The sequence below is a fragment of the Spongiibacter sp. IMCC21906 genome, from assembly GCF_001010805.1.
Classification (GTDB): domain Bacteria; phylum Pseudomonadota; class Gammaproteobacteria; order Pseudomonadales; family Spongiibacteraceae; genus Spongiibacter.
Genome location: NZ_CP011477.1, coordinates 1,095,015 through 1,113,560 on the forward strand (window position 1 = coordinate 1,095,015; position 18,546 = coordinate 1,113,560).

Below are 18,546 nucleotides of genomic sequence, written 5' to 3' on the forward strand. Positions count from 1 at the left end.
GTAAGTGTCAATGTATGAGCTAATCAATAGCGCTATTGAGTATGTAGAGGCCAGTATCGGCATGTTGTTTGCCATGTCGCCCCAGCATTTGGTGATGTTGCTCTGGCCTTTTTTATTACTATCAATTCCCAGGTATTTGCTGACCGAGTTCTTCGCGCTGTTTTTAGCAATGCGACCGGAGCCAAAAGAGAAAGCCGCCTTTCGAGAGGAATTGCATCGTAATCCACCGTTTGTCTCGGTGTTGTTACCTGGTTTTAATGAGCGAGAAACCTTGGAGACAACGGTGTTGTCGTTGCGGGAGCAGAACTACCCAAACTACGAAATTATTGTGGTTAATGATGGCTCCAGTGATGGTATGGGTGAGGTAGGCCGAAAGTTAGCTCGACGTGGTTGGGTGCGGTACTTTGAGCACCGCATGCGGGGTGGCAAGTCTTCTGCGGCAAACTTTGCACTGAATGCGGCGCGGGGTGAGTATGTTGTTATTTGCGATGCCGATTCCACCTTCGATAGCAATTCAATCTGGCATTTGTTGGTGGAATTTTATCGACCTGAAGTTGTCGCAGTGGCGGGCAATCTTCGTGTCCGCAATGCGGATGCGAATCTGTTAACACGTATGCAGGCTATGCAATATGTCTTCGGCATTGGCTTGGGTCGACGGGTGTCGGCGATGCTGGGTATTTTGTTTATTGTTTCGGGTGCCTTTGGTGCATTGCGTCGGTCTACCCTAATTGGAACAGGTGGCTGGGAAACGGGTCCGGGTGAAGATGGCGATGTTACGGTAAAAGCGCGGATTGCTGGTGGCGATGTCGCCTTTGCTCCCGAGGCAATGTGCATGACAGATGCACCGGATGCATGGTGGCCATATTATCGTCAGCAGCTACGCTGGAATCGCAGCATGATTCGTTTTCATGTGCGTAAATACGGTTGGTTATTTAATCCTTTTCGGCGTCCCTTCGACGTTCGCAATTTGATCGCCAATATCGATACGGTGTTGTATCAACTGGTATTGGGTCTGACGTTTCCTATTTATATTATTTATATGTACATGTATCACAGTGATATTTTCTATCAACTAATGTTGGTGGTGTTGATCTTGTACACCGCGATAAATTACCTGCATTTTATTGTCGCCTTGGCGCTCAGTGAGCGACCTTGGACTGACTTGAAAATGTTTCCTTATATTCCCTTGTACGGTTTTTTTATGGGTTTTTACCTTCGTGTGGTGAGACTTATTGCTTATGCAGATGAGTACTTTTTCCGCACTTCTTATAAAGAATCGTACGTGCCCGAACATGTTCAGAAACAATCAAGGATATACGATCCATGGTAGATAAAATGTTGAGTAGTGATGCCAGAAGTGGCTATCCCCGTCGGCAAAATAGCAAGCCGGTCAGCAGGGGTGGGCGAAAGTCGCCACCGGTCGCTGCCCGGCAAGCTGGCGGAGGACTGGAGGCTAAGCCTTGGCGTCAGTGGCATACGGCAAGTCAAGGCGTGGCGCCTGCAGCCTTGGAGGTGGCCATGCCTAAAAAGCCACAGTGGGGTAAATGGATTTACTTTGCCATATTGATGGCTATTGTTTTTATTGCTGCCCGTTTTGTGTATATGAATTTTTTTTGGTATTCCGCAGACGGCTTTGTGAGCGGCAAGCAATATAATGTGTCGCCTTCGGATACGGTGTCGATACAGGAGATTTATGTCAGCCCGTCCGATACCGTCAAGGAGGGCCAGCTGCTGGTTAAGTTAAGCTCGCCGGCATTGGTACAGACGTTGGCAAAAAACGAGGCTGAGATTGCTCGTTTGCAAAGTGATTTGGCTCAACAGTCGGTGACTAGCAGTGGTAATGAGTCACAGCTACGGGCCAGTCGAGATGCTTTGTCGGCGCAAATGCAGTATTTAGAGTCTCAGTATTTTCAGGAAACGCAGCAGTTGAACGCGCTGCGTGAATTGGTGCAGAAGGGCGCGAGTCAGCAAGGCAATATCGACCAACTGCAAGCCCAGCACAATAAAACCTGGTCTGAGTATAAAGGGGTAGAGGCAGAGTTACGGTCTACCCGCAGTCAGCTTGCCAATTTGCGCAGCAGTACCGAGGGGAGTGATGCGCCTGAGCTGTCCGAGCGCCTATCTTCCTTAAAGCAGCTGCATGCCTCAATTGAAGATCAGCTTGATGCCCTTGAATTGCGGGCGCCAACGACTGGCACGGTGGCCAAAGTGCCTGTCTCTAAGGGTGACGTGCTTAGAGCCGGTGAGCCAGCGGTAGAGTTGGTGGACAAAGAAGAGTTACGGGCGTATTTATACTTTCCTCCTGCAGCTCAAGGCAAACTGCATGAGAATATGCGTATTGCTGTTGCCCGTGCTGACGGCTCTGAAATAGAGCTGTTGGTAAAGAAAATTTACCCCTCTACGGCGTCGCTTCCCGACGAGTTTAGGCAGCAATATCAAGCCGACCGCTCTGCGGTAGTGGTGGAGGCCAGCCCCGTGAAGGGTGATGTGTCTGAGCTGGCGATGACCTCAGGTACTCCTATAAAAGGCAGGATTCCCCGGTGGTCAATTCTCGCTGATATCGAAGAGGCTGCTGTAGCTAATGAGGTAGAAGAGCCAGCCGCACCAAACGGCGAGCTTAAAACGGTGGGCGAGACGGAGCGATTGGCTGAAGCTAAGTAAAGTTCTTTAAGTATTCGCTCTGAAATTAAACCTTGGCTATCCCATTCTAGCCAAGGTTTTTTTATGGATAAGGTTATGTGCTTTAAGGCCCTGGTTAAGTCGTCAAGCTGGATTGAGCCTGCAGCGGTTTGGGGGTGAACAGCGAGGCGCCGTACACTGCAATTGCGCACAAGCCTATTGTCAGGAAGGTGGATATCCAAACAAAGCCGGTACTGAATTCAGCCTCAGACAAATGTAAGGCAACGATAATAGGGGCGCCAAGTCCGCAATTGGCACCCATCATGGTGATTGGGAAAATGGCAAAAAGACCGAGTAAGCCGTAGTTGCTGGTTGTGCGCCGCCAGAACTGGACGGCTAGGGTGGTGTACAAAATAACCTGAGTCCCCTCAAGTACGCCAATTACCAAGGGGTAATTCCACAGGCGTAAAACATAAGGCCCGTAGTAGGTATAAACATTGGTTGCGGTGCCAATACCTTCAAAAACACAGGAAACGGCAATTTCTGCCAGCCAGATTGTGAACAGTAGCGGGGCGGTCATTCGCCCTTCATACATCATGCGGCCAGCGTATAGGCAAGCTGATGCATACAAAATCATATAACCGCTATGGGTCCATATCGGTTGCACAATGCCGAAAGCAGTAAAGTGCGAGTACATGGCCCCAGACTCGCCATTGTGAACGTCATAAAACCACAAATCGAAGGCTACATCATAGAGAGGTTCGATGTAGGCACCCACGCCAGCAGCTAGAACAGCGATGACATAGAACGCAGTTTTTTGCTGACGTCCCATACGCCAAGCAATAAGCAGCATAACCACGACGATGGCCCAACTTAGCCAAGTGAATATATCTTGCCAGACAAGGCTGAGTTCACCTTGCAATACGCTGGATGGCATTCTTCCCACGATGCAGTCCTCTAGGTCGATATAGTTTTATTGTTCTGATTTAAGAAAGTTAGTGCTCACTAATGCCACCCTGTTAAGTCAGCTAACTTTGAAGGGTGGTGTCAACGTTATTTATTTGAGTAAAGCGGTTGCCCCTTGGACCTATACTTCCGGCGGTTGTATATAGGAAAGTACGAGGGCTTGGATGGTGCTGTGCACGGTTTTATTTGAACTACCCGATAAGCTCATATGTGCAATAGTGTGTGCCATCCCCAGAATAATTCTGGCAGCATCGCCGGCGTTAATGGACGGGGAGATAGAGTTATCCCTGCGTCCTTTCATAATTAAGCGCTTCAGTGCCTTTGTGGCGTCGTCATAAAAAGAAAGGTATTGGTCCCATATCGCACCGCGACTGCTTCCGCTCCATTCCAGCCATATTCTAATGTACTCGGTGTGTTCTTTTACGGCGTCACGGAAATCAACAAGCATCTCTTCAATAATTTGATAGCTGGGCTTGTGTAGGTGCATTCGTGTTAAAACGAAACCATCGAGTAAAAAGCGTCGAACCTCAACCAGTACCTGCTCTTGGAGCACTTCAATTGTAGAAAAATAGTGAAAAACAGTAGGCACTGAAACGCCAGCCAAGGCAGCTACATCGGCGTGGGTGGCATTGTCGATCCCTTTGCTTGCAAAGGCCTTAATGGCGCAGCCAAGTATTTGATCCTGCCTTTCAACGGGAGACATGCGCCTTGCACGGGGTTTTGGACTGGCTTTCTCTGTTACAGGCAATTTCAGTTCTCGATAATCCTGATTCAGTGGGGATAAGCTTCCCGGAATCATAGCTGAATCTGGATAATAAGGCGACCCCGGAGGTGCTGCTGATCTGGTATCGTCCCCCATGAGCGGAACCCTTCTGTTGTAAGAGATTGTATTAAAAATGCGGCTGCATCGCAGGGTAGTGATTACTACCTTAACCATGCAGCCGCCAAGGGTGGTCTTATCTGGCGCTAGCAGTTATTGCTTGCGCTGATGGGGTGAGCACTGGCTCCCCTTTAGTATCTCTCAGTTGGTACTATATTGGTCTTGGCTAAATCACGTTGACTTAGTTGTGTGTTTTTCGCCCTGTGCCGCCATTTGATTCGGTCTGAATTGAAGGCAGTACAGATTGGTTTTTATGAATATGGCTATAGCTTACCTATATTAACGTTTAAGTCAATAAAATTTTTGTCCCGTTATATTATCTTTAGCCTCCCGTTATATTTTCGAGGGCTGTAGGCATGGTATTGCTTGTTTTTTGTGATGCGGTTCACGTTTTTAGAGGTGAATTGCCGCCTTATCGTCGTCTGGCTTTCTTCTTTATTATTGACTAGCAAATCAATATCAAGTAATTTGCACGCTGAGGGTTAGGCATGCTTACGGCATACCTACAACAATATTGTCCGTGTTCGTTCTAGCCCACTACAGAAAGGATAATAAAGCTCAACCTCACGCTTTTGAATCAGAGGGTGGGAGTTTTCATTTTTGAGGAATATTAAATGACTATAAAATCACTAAGCTCTAGGGGTGGAGCACGATTTATCGCGAGTCGTTGTTGGAAAGTTGCGGGGCTTTCTTTAGCCGTTGCCGCAGTTTCACCGTTAACGTTTGCGCAATCGTCCAAGCTCGAAGAAGTCGTGGTCTCTGCGCGTAAGACCTCGGCAAATACCCAGGATGTTTCGACCAGTATTTCGGCCTTCAGTGGCGATGCTCTGAATTCTGCGGGTATCGCGGATATCAAGGACTTGCAGAACGTCACTCCTGGTTTGATCGTGAGTGAAATGGCAAGTTACAGCATGATCTTCCTTCGTGGTATCGGTACGGACTCCTTTCAGGGGCCGATCGATTCCAGTGTGGCAACCTATATCGATGGCCTTTATATCACTTACACCTCGAGTCAGGCCCAGTCACTAGGGATAGTTGAGTCAGTAAATGTTTTTAAAGGTCCACAAGGTACGCTTTACGGCCGTAACGCTGTCGGTGGGGCGATTGTTGTTGAAACCAAAAAGCCATCATTTCAGGATAATGAAGTACTCGCCAGTATTGAAGGCGGTAATTACAATATGCTGAAAGGTAAGCTGCATTTGTCAGGCCCTGTTAACGATAACTTGGCACTTAGTGTTTCTGGTCTGTATACCAACCGTGAAACCTATTTGACGTATACACCAGACCCCTCGCAAAAGCATAAAGACTATGATGACCGGGGGTATAAGTTTGCGGCCCGTTGGACACCTACTGATTGGCTCGAAATTAACGCTAGCCAATATAAGATCCGTCATACTTCTGCCGATGGTGTTCCGCTCACCAACGCGGATGTCTCGCCTGCATTTGAAGCGGTTTTGACAGAGAACGATAAAACCTGGGAAACAGGTGTTGGTACTGAGGTGTTTACCCAGATGGAGTCCACTGCGACTCAGCTTTCCTTTGATATTCTCAATGAGTGGGTGAATACCAAGGTGTTATTTGGCCGCACTGAGTTTATCAGTGATATCTTTTGGGACTTTGACCTGTCCAAAGAGAAGGTGTTGATCATTGAGGCGACACCCAATACCGCTGACACCGACTCCCTGGAAATTGTATTTAACTCGTCGGAAAGAGGCCCGGACTGGCTTTCCTGGGTAGGTGGTGTGTATCTGGAAGATACGTTTAAGGATCAAGGTACCCCCCTCTATGTGGATGGGCTTGTTGCTGTTCAGGGTGTGACTGGTATCGATTTAACGGTCTTCAACGACCTGCTTGGTGAGCTGGGGCTTGGCGCGCTGGGTTTGTCGAATACTGAAACGGTTAACCTGAGGCTCTATGGTGGCGTTGACACTGAGGCCTTTGCGGCCTTTGCCGAGTTCACGTTTGATATTACCGACACCATTTCTGCCCGCCTCGGTGGACGCTATTCTGACGAAACCCGCACAATCACAGAGTCCTATGTAGATGCCCGGGTTCAGGGCTTGCCCATTTTGGGGACCACCGATTTTATACGGGCGATTGATTACCCGTCTGAAGAGAGCTCGTGGACTGACTTTACCCCCAGTGCCGGTGTCGATTGGCGCTATAACGACACCTCGATGCTGTACTATAGTTACTCTACCGGCTTTAAATCGGGTAACTATAATGCCTTGAACATCAATGCGCCCCCGGAGGCTATCGAGCCTGAAGAAGCTACGTCCCACGAAATCGGTTTGAAGGCAGACTGGTTGGACGGGGATTTGCGAACCAATGTGTCGGTATTTACCACTACGGTTAAAAACGGTCACGCTCAAATTCTATCGTTGGCCAGTGGTGGTGTTACGCGCCTGGAGAACTCTGGTGAATATGGTATTGATGGGGCTGAGGCTGAAATTACCTATACTGGTTTGATTGATGGTTTGCGGCTCACCTTTGCAGGAACCTTCTTGGATGGCGAGTACAAAGAATTTGAATGTACTGGTTTTGATCCAGATACGGGTCTGCAGAGAACCTTTGATTGTGCTGGTAAGGATACCGTTCGTACGCCTGATTTCAGTGGTACCTTGGATGTTGCCTACTCTTTCAATGTGTCACGCTTTGAAGGTGAGGTTGGTGTAGGTGCTTACTACAACTCAGGTTTTTGGTTTAACCCAAATAACAACGTTGAGGAAGAGGAATACTATAAGACCTCTGCCCGGGCGAGCCTCTACGATCCAGAGACAAATTTAAAGCTCTATGCTTATGGTTCTAACCTGAATAATGGGGTAAGTCATTTGCAAAGGTTCCGTCAGGACTTTGGTGTGGGTGAGAGTTATGCGCGCCCCAGAATGTATGGCGTTGGTATCGAGTATAAGTACTAAGTCTTTGAGGCTGTGCTGTGTCGTTAGATTTGTGAGCGGCATCACAGCCTTTAAATACCCAAGGCAGTACTATTGGTACGTAATCTAATTTGGAGCAAATAAATAATGAACGCATTTAAAAAATCTATCTTAGCTGCCGGTGTGGCAATGGTGTGTTCTGCGCCTAGCCATGCACAGATTCCTGTTGTTGGTGGCCTGCTTGGTGGCGATCTATTAGGTGGTGGTATTCCCGTTGTTGGTGGCCTGCTTGGTGGCGATCTATTAGGTGGTGGTATTCCCGTTGTTGGTGGCCTGCTGGGTGGCGATCTATTAGGTGGTGGTATTCCCGTTGTTGGTGGCCTGCTTGGTGGCGATCTATTGGGTGGTGGTATTCCCGTTGTTGGTGGCCTGCTTGGTGGCGATCTATTGGGTGGTGGTATTCCCGTTGTTGGTGGTCTGCTGGGTGGCGATCTATTAGGTGGTGGTATTCCCGTTGTTGGTGGCCTGCTTGGTGGCGATCTATTAGGTGGTGGTATTCCCGTTGTTGGTGGCCTGCTAGATGGCGGTTTGCCCGGCCTTGATCTGCTATCAGGTGGTGGCATTCCTGTTGTAGGTGATCTTCTGGGCGGAGGTTCTGGCTTGGCTTCCATTCCAGCTGTTGGGCCTGCTTTGGAGTTCATTCTTGCCGGAGACTTCCTGCCACGTCTTTTGCCAGACGGTGCTGAGCTTATGCAGTTGACTAATATTACTTCGACAGTCACACAATTGGTACCAGGAGTTCTCAGTAACCCGGATGCTGTATTATCTACCGTCAATGAGCTGGGTATTAATGCTGCAGTGGGCGCGGCCCCTATTGTTGCTGTGTTATTAGAGAACCCAGCTGGGGTTTTGGAGTATATCTCCAATGGTGGAACCATCTTGATGCAGGGTTTGAATGGTTCGGGTGGTAACTCTGTTATTCCGGGCATCCCCCTGTTGACCCAGCCGCTGGGTATATAATTTGTAAGGTATCTTGATGCGTACAATATAAGGCGAGGGGCGAAAGCCTCTCGCTTTTTTTGTGCCTGCAAAACTGCTGTGAAAATGCCTGCCTCCATTACAGGTATTAAATGTTGACCCTGAATTGTTGGTTGCTAACTTTCCTCATTCCTTTCTATTTTCCCTAATTTAATTTTGTCACGTTGATGCCTGTTTTATATCCCCTTAGCGGTGACTGTCCTCGGTTCAAAAATGAAAAACCTGACTCACATGTAACTCGGCGTCGTTAGTATTCGCATTGGTTTGTGTGTGGGGCTGAGTTGAGGTGGTTGTTTTGCTATGGGCTGCGTCAGATTGCTTGGTGCAAGTATAGCGGCTCGGGGGGATTACCCTGGGAAGTCCAAAAATAGCGCGGAAGCATCCAGGATTCAGGGGAAGTCTGGTTGGCAATAGTTGTCGTTTTAAGAGAGGTTGCCACCACCAATCTAGCCAGGCTTTGATGTCTCGTCTTCGGGGGGAGTCTAAAGTGCTTAGCGGGGTGTTGGCGGTATTGATTGCTAGGTTTGATGATAGGTAGGGCTAGTTTCCTGTGGCCGCCTTTCTAGGACTTTAAGTGAGGTCTCGGATAGTGCCGCAGCTTGGGCAGAGGTTATTAAATCTTATGGGTGTCTTGGATTGAATATCAATTGATGAGCTTGAGAGGGAGTGTTTTTACCCCTCTCTCTTTTTTTAACTTATGTACCAAAATCCAAGGATAATCCCAGTGCAAGCTAGTAGCCAAAGTTCAAAGGGTAGGCGTAGTTGCAGGGGTGCAAACTTAACATCCATATAATATAAAATAATGGCTCTGGCTTTTATTGCGGCAACTAAAACGACGGCAACAACAGTCCAGGCACCAAAAATACCATGGTGATCTCCCAGCCAGGCAACGCTGATACTGGCGACAACCAAGAAAAGCCAGATGCCTACCGCCTGTTTTGAAGAGACATGTTTGTGATTCATTAAGCCCCCAGTAGATATAGCAGCGGAAAGATAAATATCCAGAGCAGGTCAACCATGTGCCAATAGAGTGCGACTGATTCAATGGTGTTGAAAAATTTGCCGTCTACTTTTTCGTTCTTGGCTGCAAACCAGATAAAGATAAGCGCCACCATGCCGCCAATAAAGTGCAAAAAGTGGGCGCCAGTTAACGTGAAGTAAAACATGTAAAAATCATTGCTGTGCATGGTGATGCCATGACTGATTTTGTCACTGTATTCAATCACTTTGCTGACGCCAAAACCTGAGCCTACTACGGCGGCAAGGGCAACCCAGTTTCGAGTTTTGGCTTTGTTACCTTCCCTGGCAGCGTTAACGGCGAGCACAACAAATAGGCCGCTGGTGACAAGGATCAGCATGTTGATGATGCCTGCCCAGGGGCTTAATGTTTGTGCAGACTGGTTAAAGGTTTCAACATCGGCTGCGCGCTCTACCATAAAACCCGCAAACAGAGCGGCAAATACAATAATGTCGGCAATGATAAAAAAATGAATGCCAGAGATGATTTCTTCTTTTAGAGAAGGGGCGTCCGAGGAGGACGCCCCTTGTGGGCTGTGTAAGTTATTACTCATTATGCTGGGTCTGTATTGGCTGCTGTTTTATCGTTTAGGCCCAGCATGGCTGCGCGCTCTTCGCGAAGGCGAGGAATCGCTTTCCAAACGTAATAGGAAGTGATCAGTATATAAAAGAACCAAACAAGAAATTCTACCCAGAAGTTGAGCCAGCCTTGGCGAGCAAAAAGACCGGTTTTGAAGAAAGGCATAAGCAGTTCAAACAAAAAGCTGATACCTGCCCAGATGGAGAACCAGCAAGCCCAGCGTGGGAATAAGCGATTTGCACGTTGATCTGTCAGCCCTGCAACACCAATGGCAACCATCGGGATGGTGGTAATAGCGTAGAACATATCAATGAGCAGCCAGCCTTGGTCGTACAGCATTTGTAGCATAAAGGGCGGCAATTCGTGGGGGCGGTAGGACGCGGTAAGCCAGAAAACGGAAGAGGTCACCAGAGGTACAACGGTGAGACCGCCGCCCCACATTTGCAAGGTAGACATCATGTCGTTTTTGTTAGGGTTGATCCATTGCATTACCTTGGTGATGGACAGTGTCCAAGGCAGATAAAGCACACCAAAAAGCATGGCGCCAGCCATACCTGCTCGGGTTTCATTGTAGTGCTCACGGAAATGCGCGGCCATTTGGTCTGCGGTCCAGTCAGCGGGAATGGGGGGAACGTTGAAGCCCAATGCCCCCCAGAAAATAAGAAAGCAGGCGAGAAAAGTAGGCCCCATCGCACAACACACGCGCCAGTACTTAAAATATTCTTCGTTATCCAAATGCGACATTGGGTTCATGGTATGTCTCCTCGAGATGTACGGTCAGCTTGTCAGGCATTTTTTTGTTTATATGCGGTTAAGATATACTCTTATTGATATTGATGTCAATAAATATTGAGAGAAGTATTGTTGGGTTTTGCTTGATAAAGATAGCGCTACTATTGGCTTGTAATAAATACACATAGCCGAATATGCCATAGCATATTTATGGTTTTGAAATAGCAATAAATTTCTTTTAATTGAAATTAAAAAATGGCGGATTATTTGATGAGAGATGTCCGCTTGGAGTTGATTTTATTCTATGTGAGGCTATGGCTCTAAAATGAATTTTTGTGAGTTAAGTTAAGCTTTATGCCTGTGAGCTTGGCAGGCATAAAGCGTTGAAAAGGTAAGTTGATCAGTGTGGGCTGGCTTGGCGCGCGAGGCGGCTTGGATTCATTGAAAGGGACACCGATTTTATGCAGCCTTCGATGGTAGATAGTGCCGATTCTATCCGGGTTTCTGTTTCGTAAAAAGGGACGCCAAAGCGTAACAACATTCTGTCTTCGCCGGTTTTGCACTTGTCTTTAATGCATTTGCAGTGCACGCCTTGCTGGTTCATCGCTTGATACAGTGGATAGGGATCGTATTCTGGCATTGCCACCGTTACTACGCCCGCTTCGCAGTCTACGGAATACTGCTGGTTCAAAAAGTGGTGATTGATATCGTGACGATCGAGAATATCGCTAAGGCCACTGCGTAAATTATTGGCGAGGTAGCGACCTCTCTGACGAATCGTTTTATCGCCGATTCTTTGATGTAGCGTCAATGCGGCCTCTACGCCGGCTAATACTGAAAAATCCATGCCTCCGGCTGGAGAAAACCCTGTTGCTCCGGGTTCATCAATCAGTGGAGCGCCCGACCAATGCAGAGCGCCAGCGCGTTCACGGAACGCTTGGGTCGTCCACATCATACCGCTGCCTCGAGGTCCAAATAACCACTTATGGCAGCTGCCAAACACGGCATCGGCGTGCTCAAGAGGTGGTGGGATTAACCCCAGCGATTGGGAAACGTCAAAAATAACGCAGCACTCAGGAACCATGTCTTTAATGGTTTTACCCCACTGATCTACCGGAAAAATATAAGCGCTGTCATAAGCAATATGAGAAAAAAAGGCCACATCTGGACGGAGTTTTGCTACTCGCTTGGCAAACGCGTCGGGGTTATTGATCTCCTCTTTGCTTAAATAATGCACTTCAAATTCTGGCAGTCGTTCAAATGCACCTGTCCCGCCTATATGTTCATGGGGCGTAGTAAGCACTCGCATTTTCCAACCGTTTGCGGCAGCTTGGCGAGCGAGGTTAAGGGCGAGAAGGTTTGAGCATTGGGAGGCCCCGGAGCTGATCTGCAATTGATGGCTAGTGCTGGGCCAAAGTGATGTTGCGATGCTTTGCGTATTTAAAAGGGCCTTGCGTCCCTCGCCATATTGACCGAGGGGATAGGCGAGTACATCACTGTGATGAAACGTTTTGATAGCAGATAGCACCGAAGTCGCAGGGCTGCCCAGTGTGCCAGGGTTAAGATTGAGATTTTGGTATGGAAATTCTTGTTGGCGAAATTGCTCCCAGCGTTGCTCATCACCCTGACCTAGCGGGGGCATATTGAGGGTAATAACCTCTCCGCCGTTTTGCTCCGGTTGCGAGATGTCGGTTTGCCACTGGGTATGAGGGGCAAAACGTTGCTTGTCGATCTGGTCGCGATAGGGCATGAGCATCGCCACGGTTTTACTAATGACGTCGGCCAGACCTTCTTGGGGGCCGCGCTGCTGGACATGGCGGCGTTCAACCGAATACTGCATCTTGCTTTGTTCGGTCTCTTGGCGGGGGTCAAATTCGCCACGCTGAATATCGACAGGGATACCTTGTTTAGAGAGCAGGTCTTTTACGGTATCGGCCAGCTCATTAATGGAGAACGATGCCTCAGTAAGATGGTTGATTACTCGGTGCTGGCCCGGCGCCGGCGTCTCGGACCACAGCTCTGACATGGACGTTACTGAGTCATTGAGGGACATTAATCCGGTTCGTTGGTGGCCGGTACCATATACAGTGAGTGGGCAGCCGCATAATGCTTGGGTGATAAAGCGGTTGACGACAGTGCCAAAGTATTCGTCGTAATCCAGGCGGGTGTAGAGTGCCTCGTGGTCGCCAATATCCGGCGTCCACGCGCCAAAAATAGTGGATTGCATCACATCCGTGATCCGCAAACCCCACATGCGGCAGGCAATAGAGATGTAATTGGTGTCGTTGATTTTGGATGCATGATAAAAATCGTCGGATTGACGAGGGTAGGGAATCGCCCGCTCTGCGGTTTTGCCGTTATAGCTCGGTTTGAAGTAGCCCTCGGCAATATCCAGGCCGGATTTAGCGTATTCGCCAAAGGTCCCCAGCTTGATAATGTGGCAGTCGGGGGCATGTTCTTTAACGGCCCACAGCAAACGCATATTGCCTTCTTCATTGTTGCGCAGGGTGTGCAGGGCATCCTTCATGCTGCGCATGGACAGGGGGGCGGAGCACTGCTGGGCTAAATGATAGATAGCACCGGGCTGTCGGGATTGTATAAGCGAATTCAATGAATCGCTGTTAACGTCTAAATGCAGGTATTCGAGGTTGGTAATGTTGTGAATGCGCCGACAGGCGGCAAGTCGCTCGCTGGAACTGAGTATGGGGGTAAGGCTGCCAGCCTCCAATTGTTTTGCCCAGCGGCGCCTTGAAAGGTTATCAACAATAATAATTTGTCGCTGGGGGAGTTGTTTTGCCAGCCGTAATGCCAGTGGCCAACCAAGATAACCGTCGCCCCCAAGTACAATAATTGGCGATATCATTGTTCTGTCCATTTTCCGCCCCTTGGTGTTTTCCTGTTGAAATGTGAGTCACGCTTTGTGACGTATTTTTCTGATTAGCGATTGATAACAGGCTAATGGCAAATGTTGTGCCATGTAAAAAAATTCAATTAAATCAGTTGGTTATTTTGTTTTTAGAGTTTTTTGGCAGAAATGCTGGGTGTGTGTGTTGCCGATTTCCAACAGCGTTTGAGAGCTGAGGCTAGTCGCTTGAGTGCGGGCATGGCTTGAGGATGCTTTTTGATAGAGACGACGGCGCTAAAGGAGCTTGCATAAGGGGCTTTACTGCATGTGGCGGGAGTGAGCGGAACGGGTACGGGCTTGAAAATGTCCTTTGTGGCCGCTGTTTCTGATTGGCGACACCGGTTTCTATGGGCTTAGCAGGGCTGGCGTATAGCCGTTAGGGATGACGGATTAGGGCGAATCGGCTATGGTACGCCCCTTTTAATCGTGAGTGTTTGATAAATGGATGACTTTGCTGATATTCGGCCCTACCAAGACGAGGAAGTGGCGCCGGTTTTAGCCAAGTTGGTCTCAGACCCTGAGTTGCTGGCAGCACTGGCTAAATTAAAAGCGCCAGTGTTGAGCCGGTTTTTTGGCTTTGCGGTCCGACCCTTGCTCAAATTGTATTTGCGTCGAGAGCTGCGTGGCGTGACAACGGTGCGTGACTTTCAGCTGCATGTCGAACACTATATGGACCAGATGATTGAAGGCTCCACCCGCCGCTTTACCGTGTCGGGCATTGAAGACCTCGATCCCAAAAAGTCCTACCTCTTTATCAGTAACCATCGAGACATTGCGCTGGACCCCGCCTTTTTAAGTTATGCGCTTTATCATAATGGTCAAGATACCGTGCGCATCGCCATTGGTGACAACCTGCTCTCTAAGCCGTTTGCCGCTGACTTAATGCGCTTGAACAAGAGCTTTATTGTTCGTCGCTCCGCCAAAGGCCCCAGACAAATGCTGGCGGCGTATCGAAAATTATCCGCGTATATTCGGCACTCTTTGCTTGAAGAGCGAGAATCTATTTGGATTGCCCAGCGAGAAGGTCGCGCTAAAGATGGAAATGACGCAACCGAAACCGCCGTGATTAAAATGATTTGCATGGCTCAGGATAAAGAGCATGAGAGTTTTGCGGATTACGTGAATAACCTCAATATAGTGCCGGTTTCCATTGCCTATGAATGGGACCCTTTAGATGTTGCCAAGGCTCAAGAGTTAGTGCATACCGCTAGAGATGGCGCGTATCAGAAAGCAGAGCACGAAGACCTGAAAAGTATTGCCGCAGGTATTCTGGGTGATAAGGGCGATGTGAATGTGCATTTTGGCAAGCCCCTGCAGGGGGATTACGTCAATGCTGTTGCTGTCGCCGCAGATTTGGATACGGCAATTATTCAGCAATACCGCTTGTACGATAGCAATATTCTCGCGTATCAGGCCGTTGTCGGTGATGATCGTTGGCAAGAACTGGATGCCGAGGTGCCAGATGCGGGACAGCGGGCAGCGTTTGATAATCGTATGTCAGCAATACCGGCAGCCTACCGGCAAAAGGTACTGGAGATTTATGCCAACCCGGTTATCAATAAACTGCGCCGCCAGGATATGCAGGCAATGCATTAAGCTGGCTAGCGCTATAAACGTTGACAGACCGCGCGGGTGAGCAAGGATAGTTGTTGGGGGGATCTTTACGATCAGTCGCTGGCAGCTCCCCGTCAGGCGGGTTTTTCATGACCTGATTCACGGCGTTGCCCTTGTTCTTTGGGTCGCCTAACACAACCGCTTTTATTGGAGGCGAGCCGCCGGGTGCTCAGCGAGGATCTTAAACAAGAAATTCAAACCGCGTATCGGAGTTTTCTCTCTGCTAAAAGTCTGCGCCCGCGCACTGGGCAACGATTAATGGTGGCGCATATTGCGCGGATGCTGGGGTCGATCAAGCGCAATCAAGAAGGCATTCGCAGTGCGGGCGATCACCTGTGCGCCATTGAGGCGGGGACCGGTACGGGTAAAACCTTGGCGTATACGCTGGCAGCCATTCCGATTGCCAAAGCACGAGATAAAACCCTCGTTATTGCCACCGCCACCATAGCCCTTCAAGAGCAAATCTTATTTCGAGATTTGCCTGATATTCTCCAGCACAGTGGTTTAGATTTTAGTGTTAGCTTGGCTAAAGGTCGCCGGCGTTATCTATGTCTGTCGAAATTGGATCAAATTTTATCGGGGGGCGACGCCCAAACCCTGCCGCTGTTAAATCTCGACGATAAGCAGTCCAGTCCAGATGACGCCAACTTGGGCTTATATACCCAGCTTGCTGAAAACTTGGCCACGGGCCAGTGGAGTGGCGATCGAGATGCCTGGGACACCGTGATTGACGACCAAAGCTGGTCTCGGGTCACCACAGATCACGCCCAATGTACGGGGCGCCGTTGCAGTCATGTAAAGCAATGTAGTTTTTTTAAAGCGCGCGACTCTATGGGGCAGGCCGATGTTGTGGTGGCGAACCACGATTTGGTGTTGGCGGACCTGGCTTTGGGCGGCGGTGCGATTTTACCCCCACCAGAAGACTGTATTTATATTTTTGACGAAGCGCACCACCTACCCGACAAGGTGATTAATCACTTTAGCGCCAATGTGCGCCTGGGTGCCACAGAGCGTTGGTTTGAACAGGCCGAGCGCAGCTTGGCAGCGATCATATCGCTACCCGCCTTGGACTTGAGCCTGCGGGGGCCCATGGAAACCTTGATGGGAACGCTGTCCCAAAGTCGTAAGGCCATGGGACCATTACGGCCAATGTTGGAGGCCCTGTTAGAAGAAGCTTCTGCGGCAGGTTTGTCGCGGGGTTATCGTTTTGTTGATGGACTGATACCGGAGGCGTTGGCCAGCCAAAGTCGAGATTTAAATCAGGGCTTTTCTGAGCTGGTGTCTCAGGCTGAGCAATTGCTGGATAAGGTGCAGGAAGGGCTCGATAAAAACCACTTTAAAGCTCCTCACGAAGAGGTCGAGCAGTGGCTGACAACCTTGTCGGCTATTCGCTATCGATGTCAGGCGGGGGCCTTGTTATGGAGTTCTTACGCTAGCGATGCCAGTAAGGAAAAACCGCCTCAGGCGCGCTGGTTGGCGATGGTGGAAACCGGACAGGGTCTCTTGGATATCGAGCTAAACGCCAGTCCGATATTGGCGGCCAATGCGCTGCGTTACTCGCTGTGGTCGCGATGTTATGGGGCGGTGATGACCTCGGCAACGCTCACGGCGCTGGGCAGTTTTAATCGTTTTAGTATGCGGGCGGGCTTGGCCAGTGATGCTAGCTTTGAGGTGGTGCCGAGTCCCTTTAATCATGTCGAAGCGGGGGAGTTGTATATTCCCAAGATGGACTGCGACGCTGGCGATGCGGTGGCCCACACTGAAGCCTTAATCAACATGCTGCCAACGCTGTTAAATCCTGAAGAGGGCAGTCTGGTGCTGTTTGCCTCTCGCAAGCAAATGCGTGGAGTTTACGAGGGCTTGCCGTCGGAATGGCAAGCACGGATTTTGGCTCAAGACAGCTTGCCCAAGCACGAAATTCTGAGCCGCCACCGGGAGGTGGTAGATAAAGGCAGCGGCAGTGTTATTTTTGGCCTGGCCAGCTTTGCCGAGGGTGTCGATTTACCCGGTAACTACTGTTCTCATGTGATTATCGCTAAAATTCCATTCTCGGTGCCAGAAGACCCTGTGGAAGAGGCTTTGGCTGAGTGGATCAGTCGTAACAACGGCAATCCTTTTATGGAAATTACCGTGCCAGATGCCGCAGTGCGTTTGGTGCAGGCCAGTGGTCGCTTATTGCGTAAAGAGTCTGATCGGGGCCGAATCACGATTCTTGACAGACGAATTGTTAGCCGTCATTACGGTCGTAAAATTCTCATGTCTATGCCGCCGTATCAGCACAATATCGAGTAGGGAGAGTTATGAGCCAATATCATCAAGTGGCGTCGGCATTAATGGATATTGAAGCGGCACTGCGCCAGTTGCATTTGTGGCAGTCTGAGCCTCCGCCTGCAGAGGCGCTGCGCAGCGAACAGCCGTTTGCGGTCGACACGCTGCAGTTTGAGCAATGGTTGCAGTTTATCTTTTTGCCAAAAATACGGTTCCTGGTTGATCAGGAGCAACCATTGCCCGGTCAATGCAGTATTGCACCAATGGCCGAGGAGAGCTTTCGGGGGCGGCAACTGGCGGTAACCGAGTTGCTGGCTGCGTTGGAAAATATCGACGCCCTGCTCAGTCAGTAAGCAGAGCGCGTGACAAGGCGAGGTTTTAAGCCTCGTCTTTGGCGGCCATCACCATACGCACCAGGTGGGCCAGCGAGCGAACCGTCATTTTCTCCATCACCCTGGCTCGGTGTATTTCAACGGTGCGTTGGCTGATATCCAGGTCGTAGGCAATGACCTTATTGGCTTTGCCTTCAATCATCAGTTCCATGACTTGGCTTTCTCTGGGCGTCAGCTCGCTGAGCTTTTGCTGGATCTTCTGTTTTTCTAGTAATGACGCCCGGGCTTCAACATCGGCGGCAATGGCCTGCTGAATCTTGTTAAGCAGCTCTTCTTCGCGGTAAGGTTTTTGGACAAAATCGACCGCGCCCCGCTGCATGGCTTCCACCGCCATTGGCACATCGCCATGGCCGGTTACAAAAATAATAGGTAGGATCGAGTTGAGGTTATTGAGTTGGCGCTGTAATTCCATGCCATTCATGCCAGGCATACGAATATCGAGTACGATACATCCAGCCATTTCGGGGCTAAACTGTTCTAAAAAGCTGTCTGCGCGGGAATAGGCTTCGACTTTATGACCCACAGACTCCAATACCAATTGCAGTGAGTCGCGTACTGCATCGTCATCTTCAACTAGGTAAACAGTGGCTTCATCATTCATTATTAGATCCTTCTGTTTTTTATACGGTGTTCGCTACCACATGGGTGGGGCTGCGAGT

The 18,546-nt window shown here is 49.4% G+C and carries 14 protein-coding genes; 7 read left to right on the forward strand and 7 right to left on the reverse strand.

What is annotated here, in order from left to right; genetic code table 11:
• The first annotated feature begins 10 nt into the window (after positions 1-10).
• Positions 11-1,330: a glycosyltransferase gene (locus IMCC21906_RS05080; protein ID WP_047011262.1), complete on the forward strand. Its 1,320-nt coding sequence runs from the start codon at positions 11-13 to the stop codon at positions 1,328-1,330.
• Complete coding sequence (locus IMCC21906_RS05085; RefSeq protein ID WP_047011263.1) at positions 1,324-2,661, forward strand: HlyD family secretion protein; 1,338 nt, start codon at positions 1,324-1,326, stop codon at positions 2,659-2,661. The genes IMCC21906_RS05080 and IMCC21906_RS05085 overlap by 7 nt, the downstream gene beginning before the upstream one ends.
• Before the next feature lie 94 nt (positions 2,662-2,755).
• Here IMCC21906_RS05085 and IMCC21906_RS05090 read toward each other — a convergent pair whose 3' ends face one another.
• Together IMCC21906_RS05090 and IMCC21906_RS16250 are read right to left on the reverse strand one after the other, a co-directional pair.
• The gene (locus IMCC21906_RS05090) at positions 2,756-3,556 is read right to left on the reverse strand and encodes a hypothetical protein (protein ID WP_231580343.1); all 801 of its coding nucleotides are present in this window, start codon (positions 3,554-3,556) and stop codon (positions 2,756-2,758) included.
• 150 nt (positions 3,557-3,706) lie between these two features.
• Complete coding sequence (locus tag IMCC21906_RS16250) at positions 3,707-4,444, reverse strand: TetR/AcrR family transcriptional regulator (protein ID WP_231580319.1); 738 nt, start codon at positions 4,442-4,444, stop codon at positions 3,707-3,709.
• A 635-nt stretch (positions 4,445-5,079) separates the two neighbouring features.
• Between IMCC21906_RS16250 and IMCC21906_RS05100 the strand changes: the two genes are divergently transcribed.
• Positions 5,080-7,383, forward strand: coding sequence for a TonB-dependent receptor (locus tag IMCC21906_RS05100; protein ID WP_047011265.1), 2,304 nt, complete (start codon positions 5,080-5,082; stop codon positions 7,381-7,383).
• 105 nt (positions 7,384-7,488) lie between these two features.
• A complete protein-coding gene (locus IMCC21906_RS05105) occupies positions 7,489-8,361 on the forward strand; it encodes a hypothetical protein (RefSeq protein ID WP_047011266.1) in 873 nt (290 codons plus the stop codon).
• A gap of 708 nt (positions 8,362-9,069) precedes the next feature.
• Here IMCC21906_RS05105 and IMCC21906_RS05110 read toward each other — a convergent pair.
• The 4 genes from IMCC21906_RS05110 to IMCC21906_RS16255 form a co-directional block, all read right to left on the reverse strand.
• Positions 9,070-9,342, reverse strand: coding sequence for a cytochrome C oxidase subunit IV family protein (locus IMCC21906_RS05110; RefSeq protein WP_047011267.1), 273 nt, complete (start codon positions 9,340-9,342; stop codon positions 9,070-9,072).
• Positions 9,342-9,950 (reverse strand): cytochrome c oxidase subunit 3, encoded by a 609-nt coding sequence (locus IMCC21906_RS05115; protein ID WP_047011268.1) that lies wholly within the window; start codon positions 9,948-9,950, stop codon positions 9,342-9,344. The genes IMCC21906_RS05110 and IMCC21906_RS05115 overlap by 1 nt, the downstream gene beginning before the upstream one ends.
• The gene (locus tag IMCC21906_RS05120) at positions 9,950-10,729 is read right to left on the reverse strand and encodes a hypothetical protein (protein ID WP_047011269.1); all 780 of its coding nucleotides are present in this window, start codon (positions 10,727-10,729) and stop codon (positions 9,950-9,952) included. Before IMCC21906_RS05120 ends, IMCC21906_RS05115 begins: the two co-directional genes overlap by 1 nt.
• 379 nt (positions 10,730-11,108) lie before the next feature.
• Entirely contained in the window at positions 11,109-13,583 is a 2,475-nt protein-coding gene (locus IMCC21906_RS16255) for an aminotransferase class V-fold PLP-dependent enzyme (protein ID WP_082117361.1), read from the reverse strand.
• 471 nt (positions 13,584-14,054) lie between these two features.
• Here IMCC21906_RS16255 and IMCC21906_RS05130 point away from each other — a divergent pair, with 471 nt between their 5' ends.
• The 3 genes from IMCC21906_RS05130 (at position 14,055) to IMCC21906_RS05140 (ending at position 17,848) form a co-directional block, all read left to right on the forward strand.
• The gene (locus tag IMCC21906_RS05130; RefSeq protein ID WP_047011270.1) at positions 14,055-15,209 is read left to right on the forward strand and encodes a 1-acyl-sn-glycerol-3-phosphate acyltransferase; all 1,155 of its coding nucleotides are present in this window, start codon (positions 14,055-14,057) and stop codon (positions 15,207-15,209) included.
• Positions 15,210-15,392: 183 nt separating this feature from the next.
• Positions 15,393-17,519, forward strand: a complete 2,127-nt coding sequence (gene dinG, locus IMCC21906_RS05135; protein WP_047011271.1) for an ATP-dependent DNA helicase DinG — start codon at positions 15,393-15,395, stop codon at positions 17,517-17,519.
• 8 nt (positions 17,520-17,527) lie between these two features.
• Positions 17,528-17,848 carry a YqcC family protein gene (locus IMCC21906_RS05140; RefSeq protein WP_047011272.1) on the forward strand — a complete coding sequence of 107 codons (321 nt, stop codon included), beginning with the start codon at positions 17,528-17,530 and terminating at the stop codon, positions 17,846-17,848.
• Between the two features lie 25 nt (positions 17,849-17,873).
• Here IMCC21906_RS05140 and fixJ read toward each other — a convergent pair whose 3' ends face one another.
• Positions 17,874-18,488, reverse strand: coding sequence for a response regulator FixJ (gene fixJ / locus IMCC21906_RS05145; protein WP_047011273.1), 615 nt, complete (start codon positions 18,486-18,488; stop codon positions 17,874-17,876).
• Positions 18,489-18,546 lie beyond the last annotated feature (58 nt).

Bases quoted from the DNA above. Each gene is read 5' to 3' on its own strand.
- IMCC21906_RS05120 (WP_047011269.1), bottom strand. From the start codon at position 10,729: ATGAACCCAATGTCGCATTTGGATAACGAAGAATATTTTAAGTACTGG.
- IMCC21906_RS05115 (WP_047011268.1), bottom strand. From the start codon at position 9,950: ATGAGTAATAACTTACACAGCCCACAAGGGGCGTCCTCCTCGGACGCC.
- IMCC21906_RS16255 (WP_082117361.1), bottom strand. From the start codon at position 13,583: ATGGACAGAACAATGATATCGCCAATTATTGTACTTGGGGGCGACGGT.
- IMCC21906_RS05085 (WP_047011263.1), top strand. From the start codon at position 1,324: ATGGTAGATAAAATGTTGAGTAGTGATGCCAGAAGTGGCTATCCCCGT.
- fixJ (WP_047011273.1), bottom strand. From the start codon at position 18,488: ATGAATGATGAAGCCACTGTTTACCTAGTTGAAGATGACGATGCAGTA.
- IMCC21906_RS05130 (WP_047011270.1), top strand. From the start codon at position 14,055: ATGGATGACTTTGCTGATATTCGGCCCTACCAAGACGAGGAAGTGGCG.
- IMCC21906_RS05080 (WP_047011262.1), top strand. From the start codon at position 11: ATGTATGAGCTAATCAATAGCGCTATTGAGTATGTAGAGGCCAGTATC.
- IMCC21906_RS05140 (WP_047011272.1), top strand. From the start codon at position 17,528: ATGAGCCAATATCATCAAGTGGCGTCGGCATTAATGGATATTGAAGCG.
- IMCC21906_RS05090 (WP_231580343.1), bottom strand. From the start codon at position 3,556: ATGCCATCCAGCGTATTGCAAGGTGAACTCAGCCTTGTCTGGCAAGAT.
- IMCC21906_RS16250 (WP_231580319.1), bottom strand. From the start codon at position 4,444: ATGGGGGACGATACCAGATCAGCAGCACCTCCGGGGTCGCCTTATTAT.
- IMCC21906_RS05100 (WP_047011265.1), top strand. From the start codon at position 5,080: ATGACTATAAAATCACTAAGCTCTAGGGGTGGAGCACGATTTATCGCG.
- IMCC21906_RS05105 (WP_047011266.1), top strand. From the start codon at position 7,489: ATGAACGCATTTAAAAAATCTATCTTAGCTGCCGGTGTGGCAATGGTG.
- IMCC21906_RS05110 (WP_047011267.1), bottom strand. From the start codon at position 9,342: ATGAATCACAAACATGTCTCTTCAAAACAGGCGGTAGGCATCTGGCTT.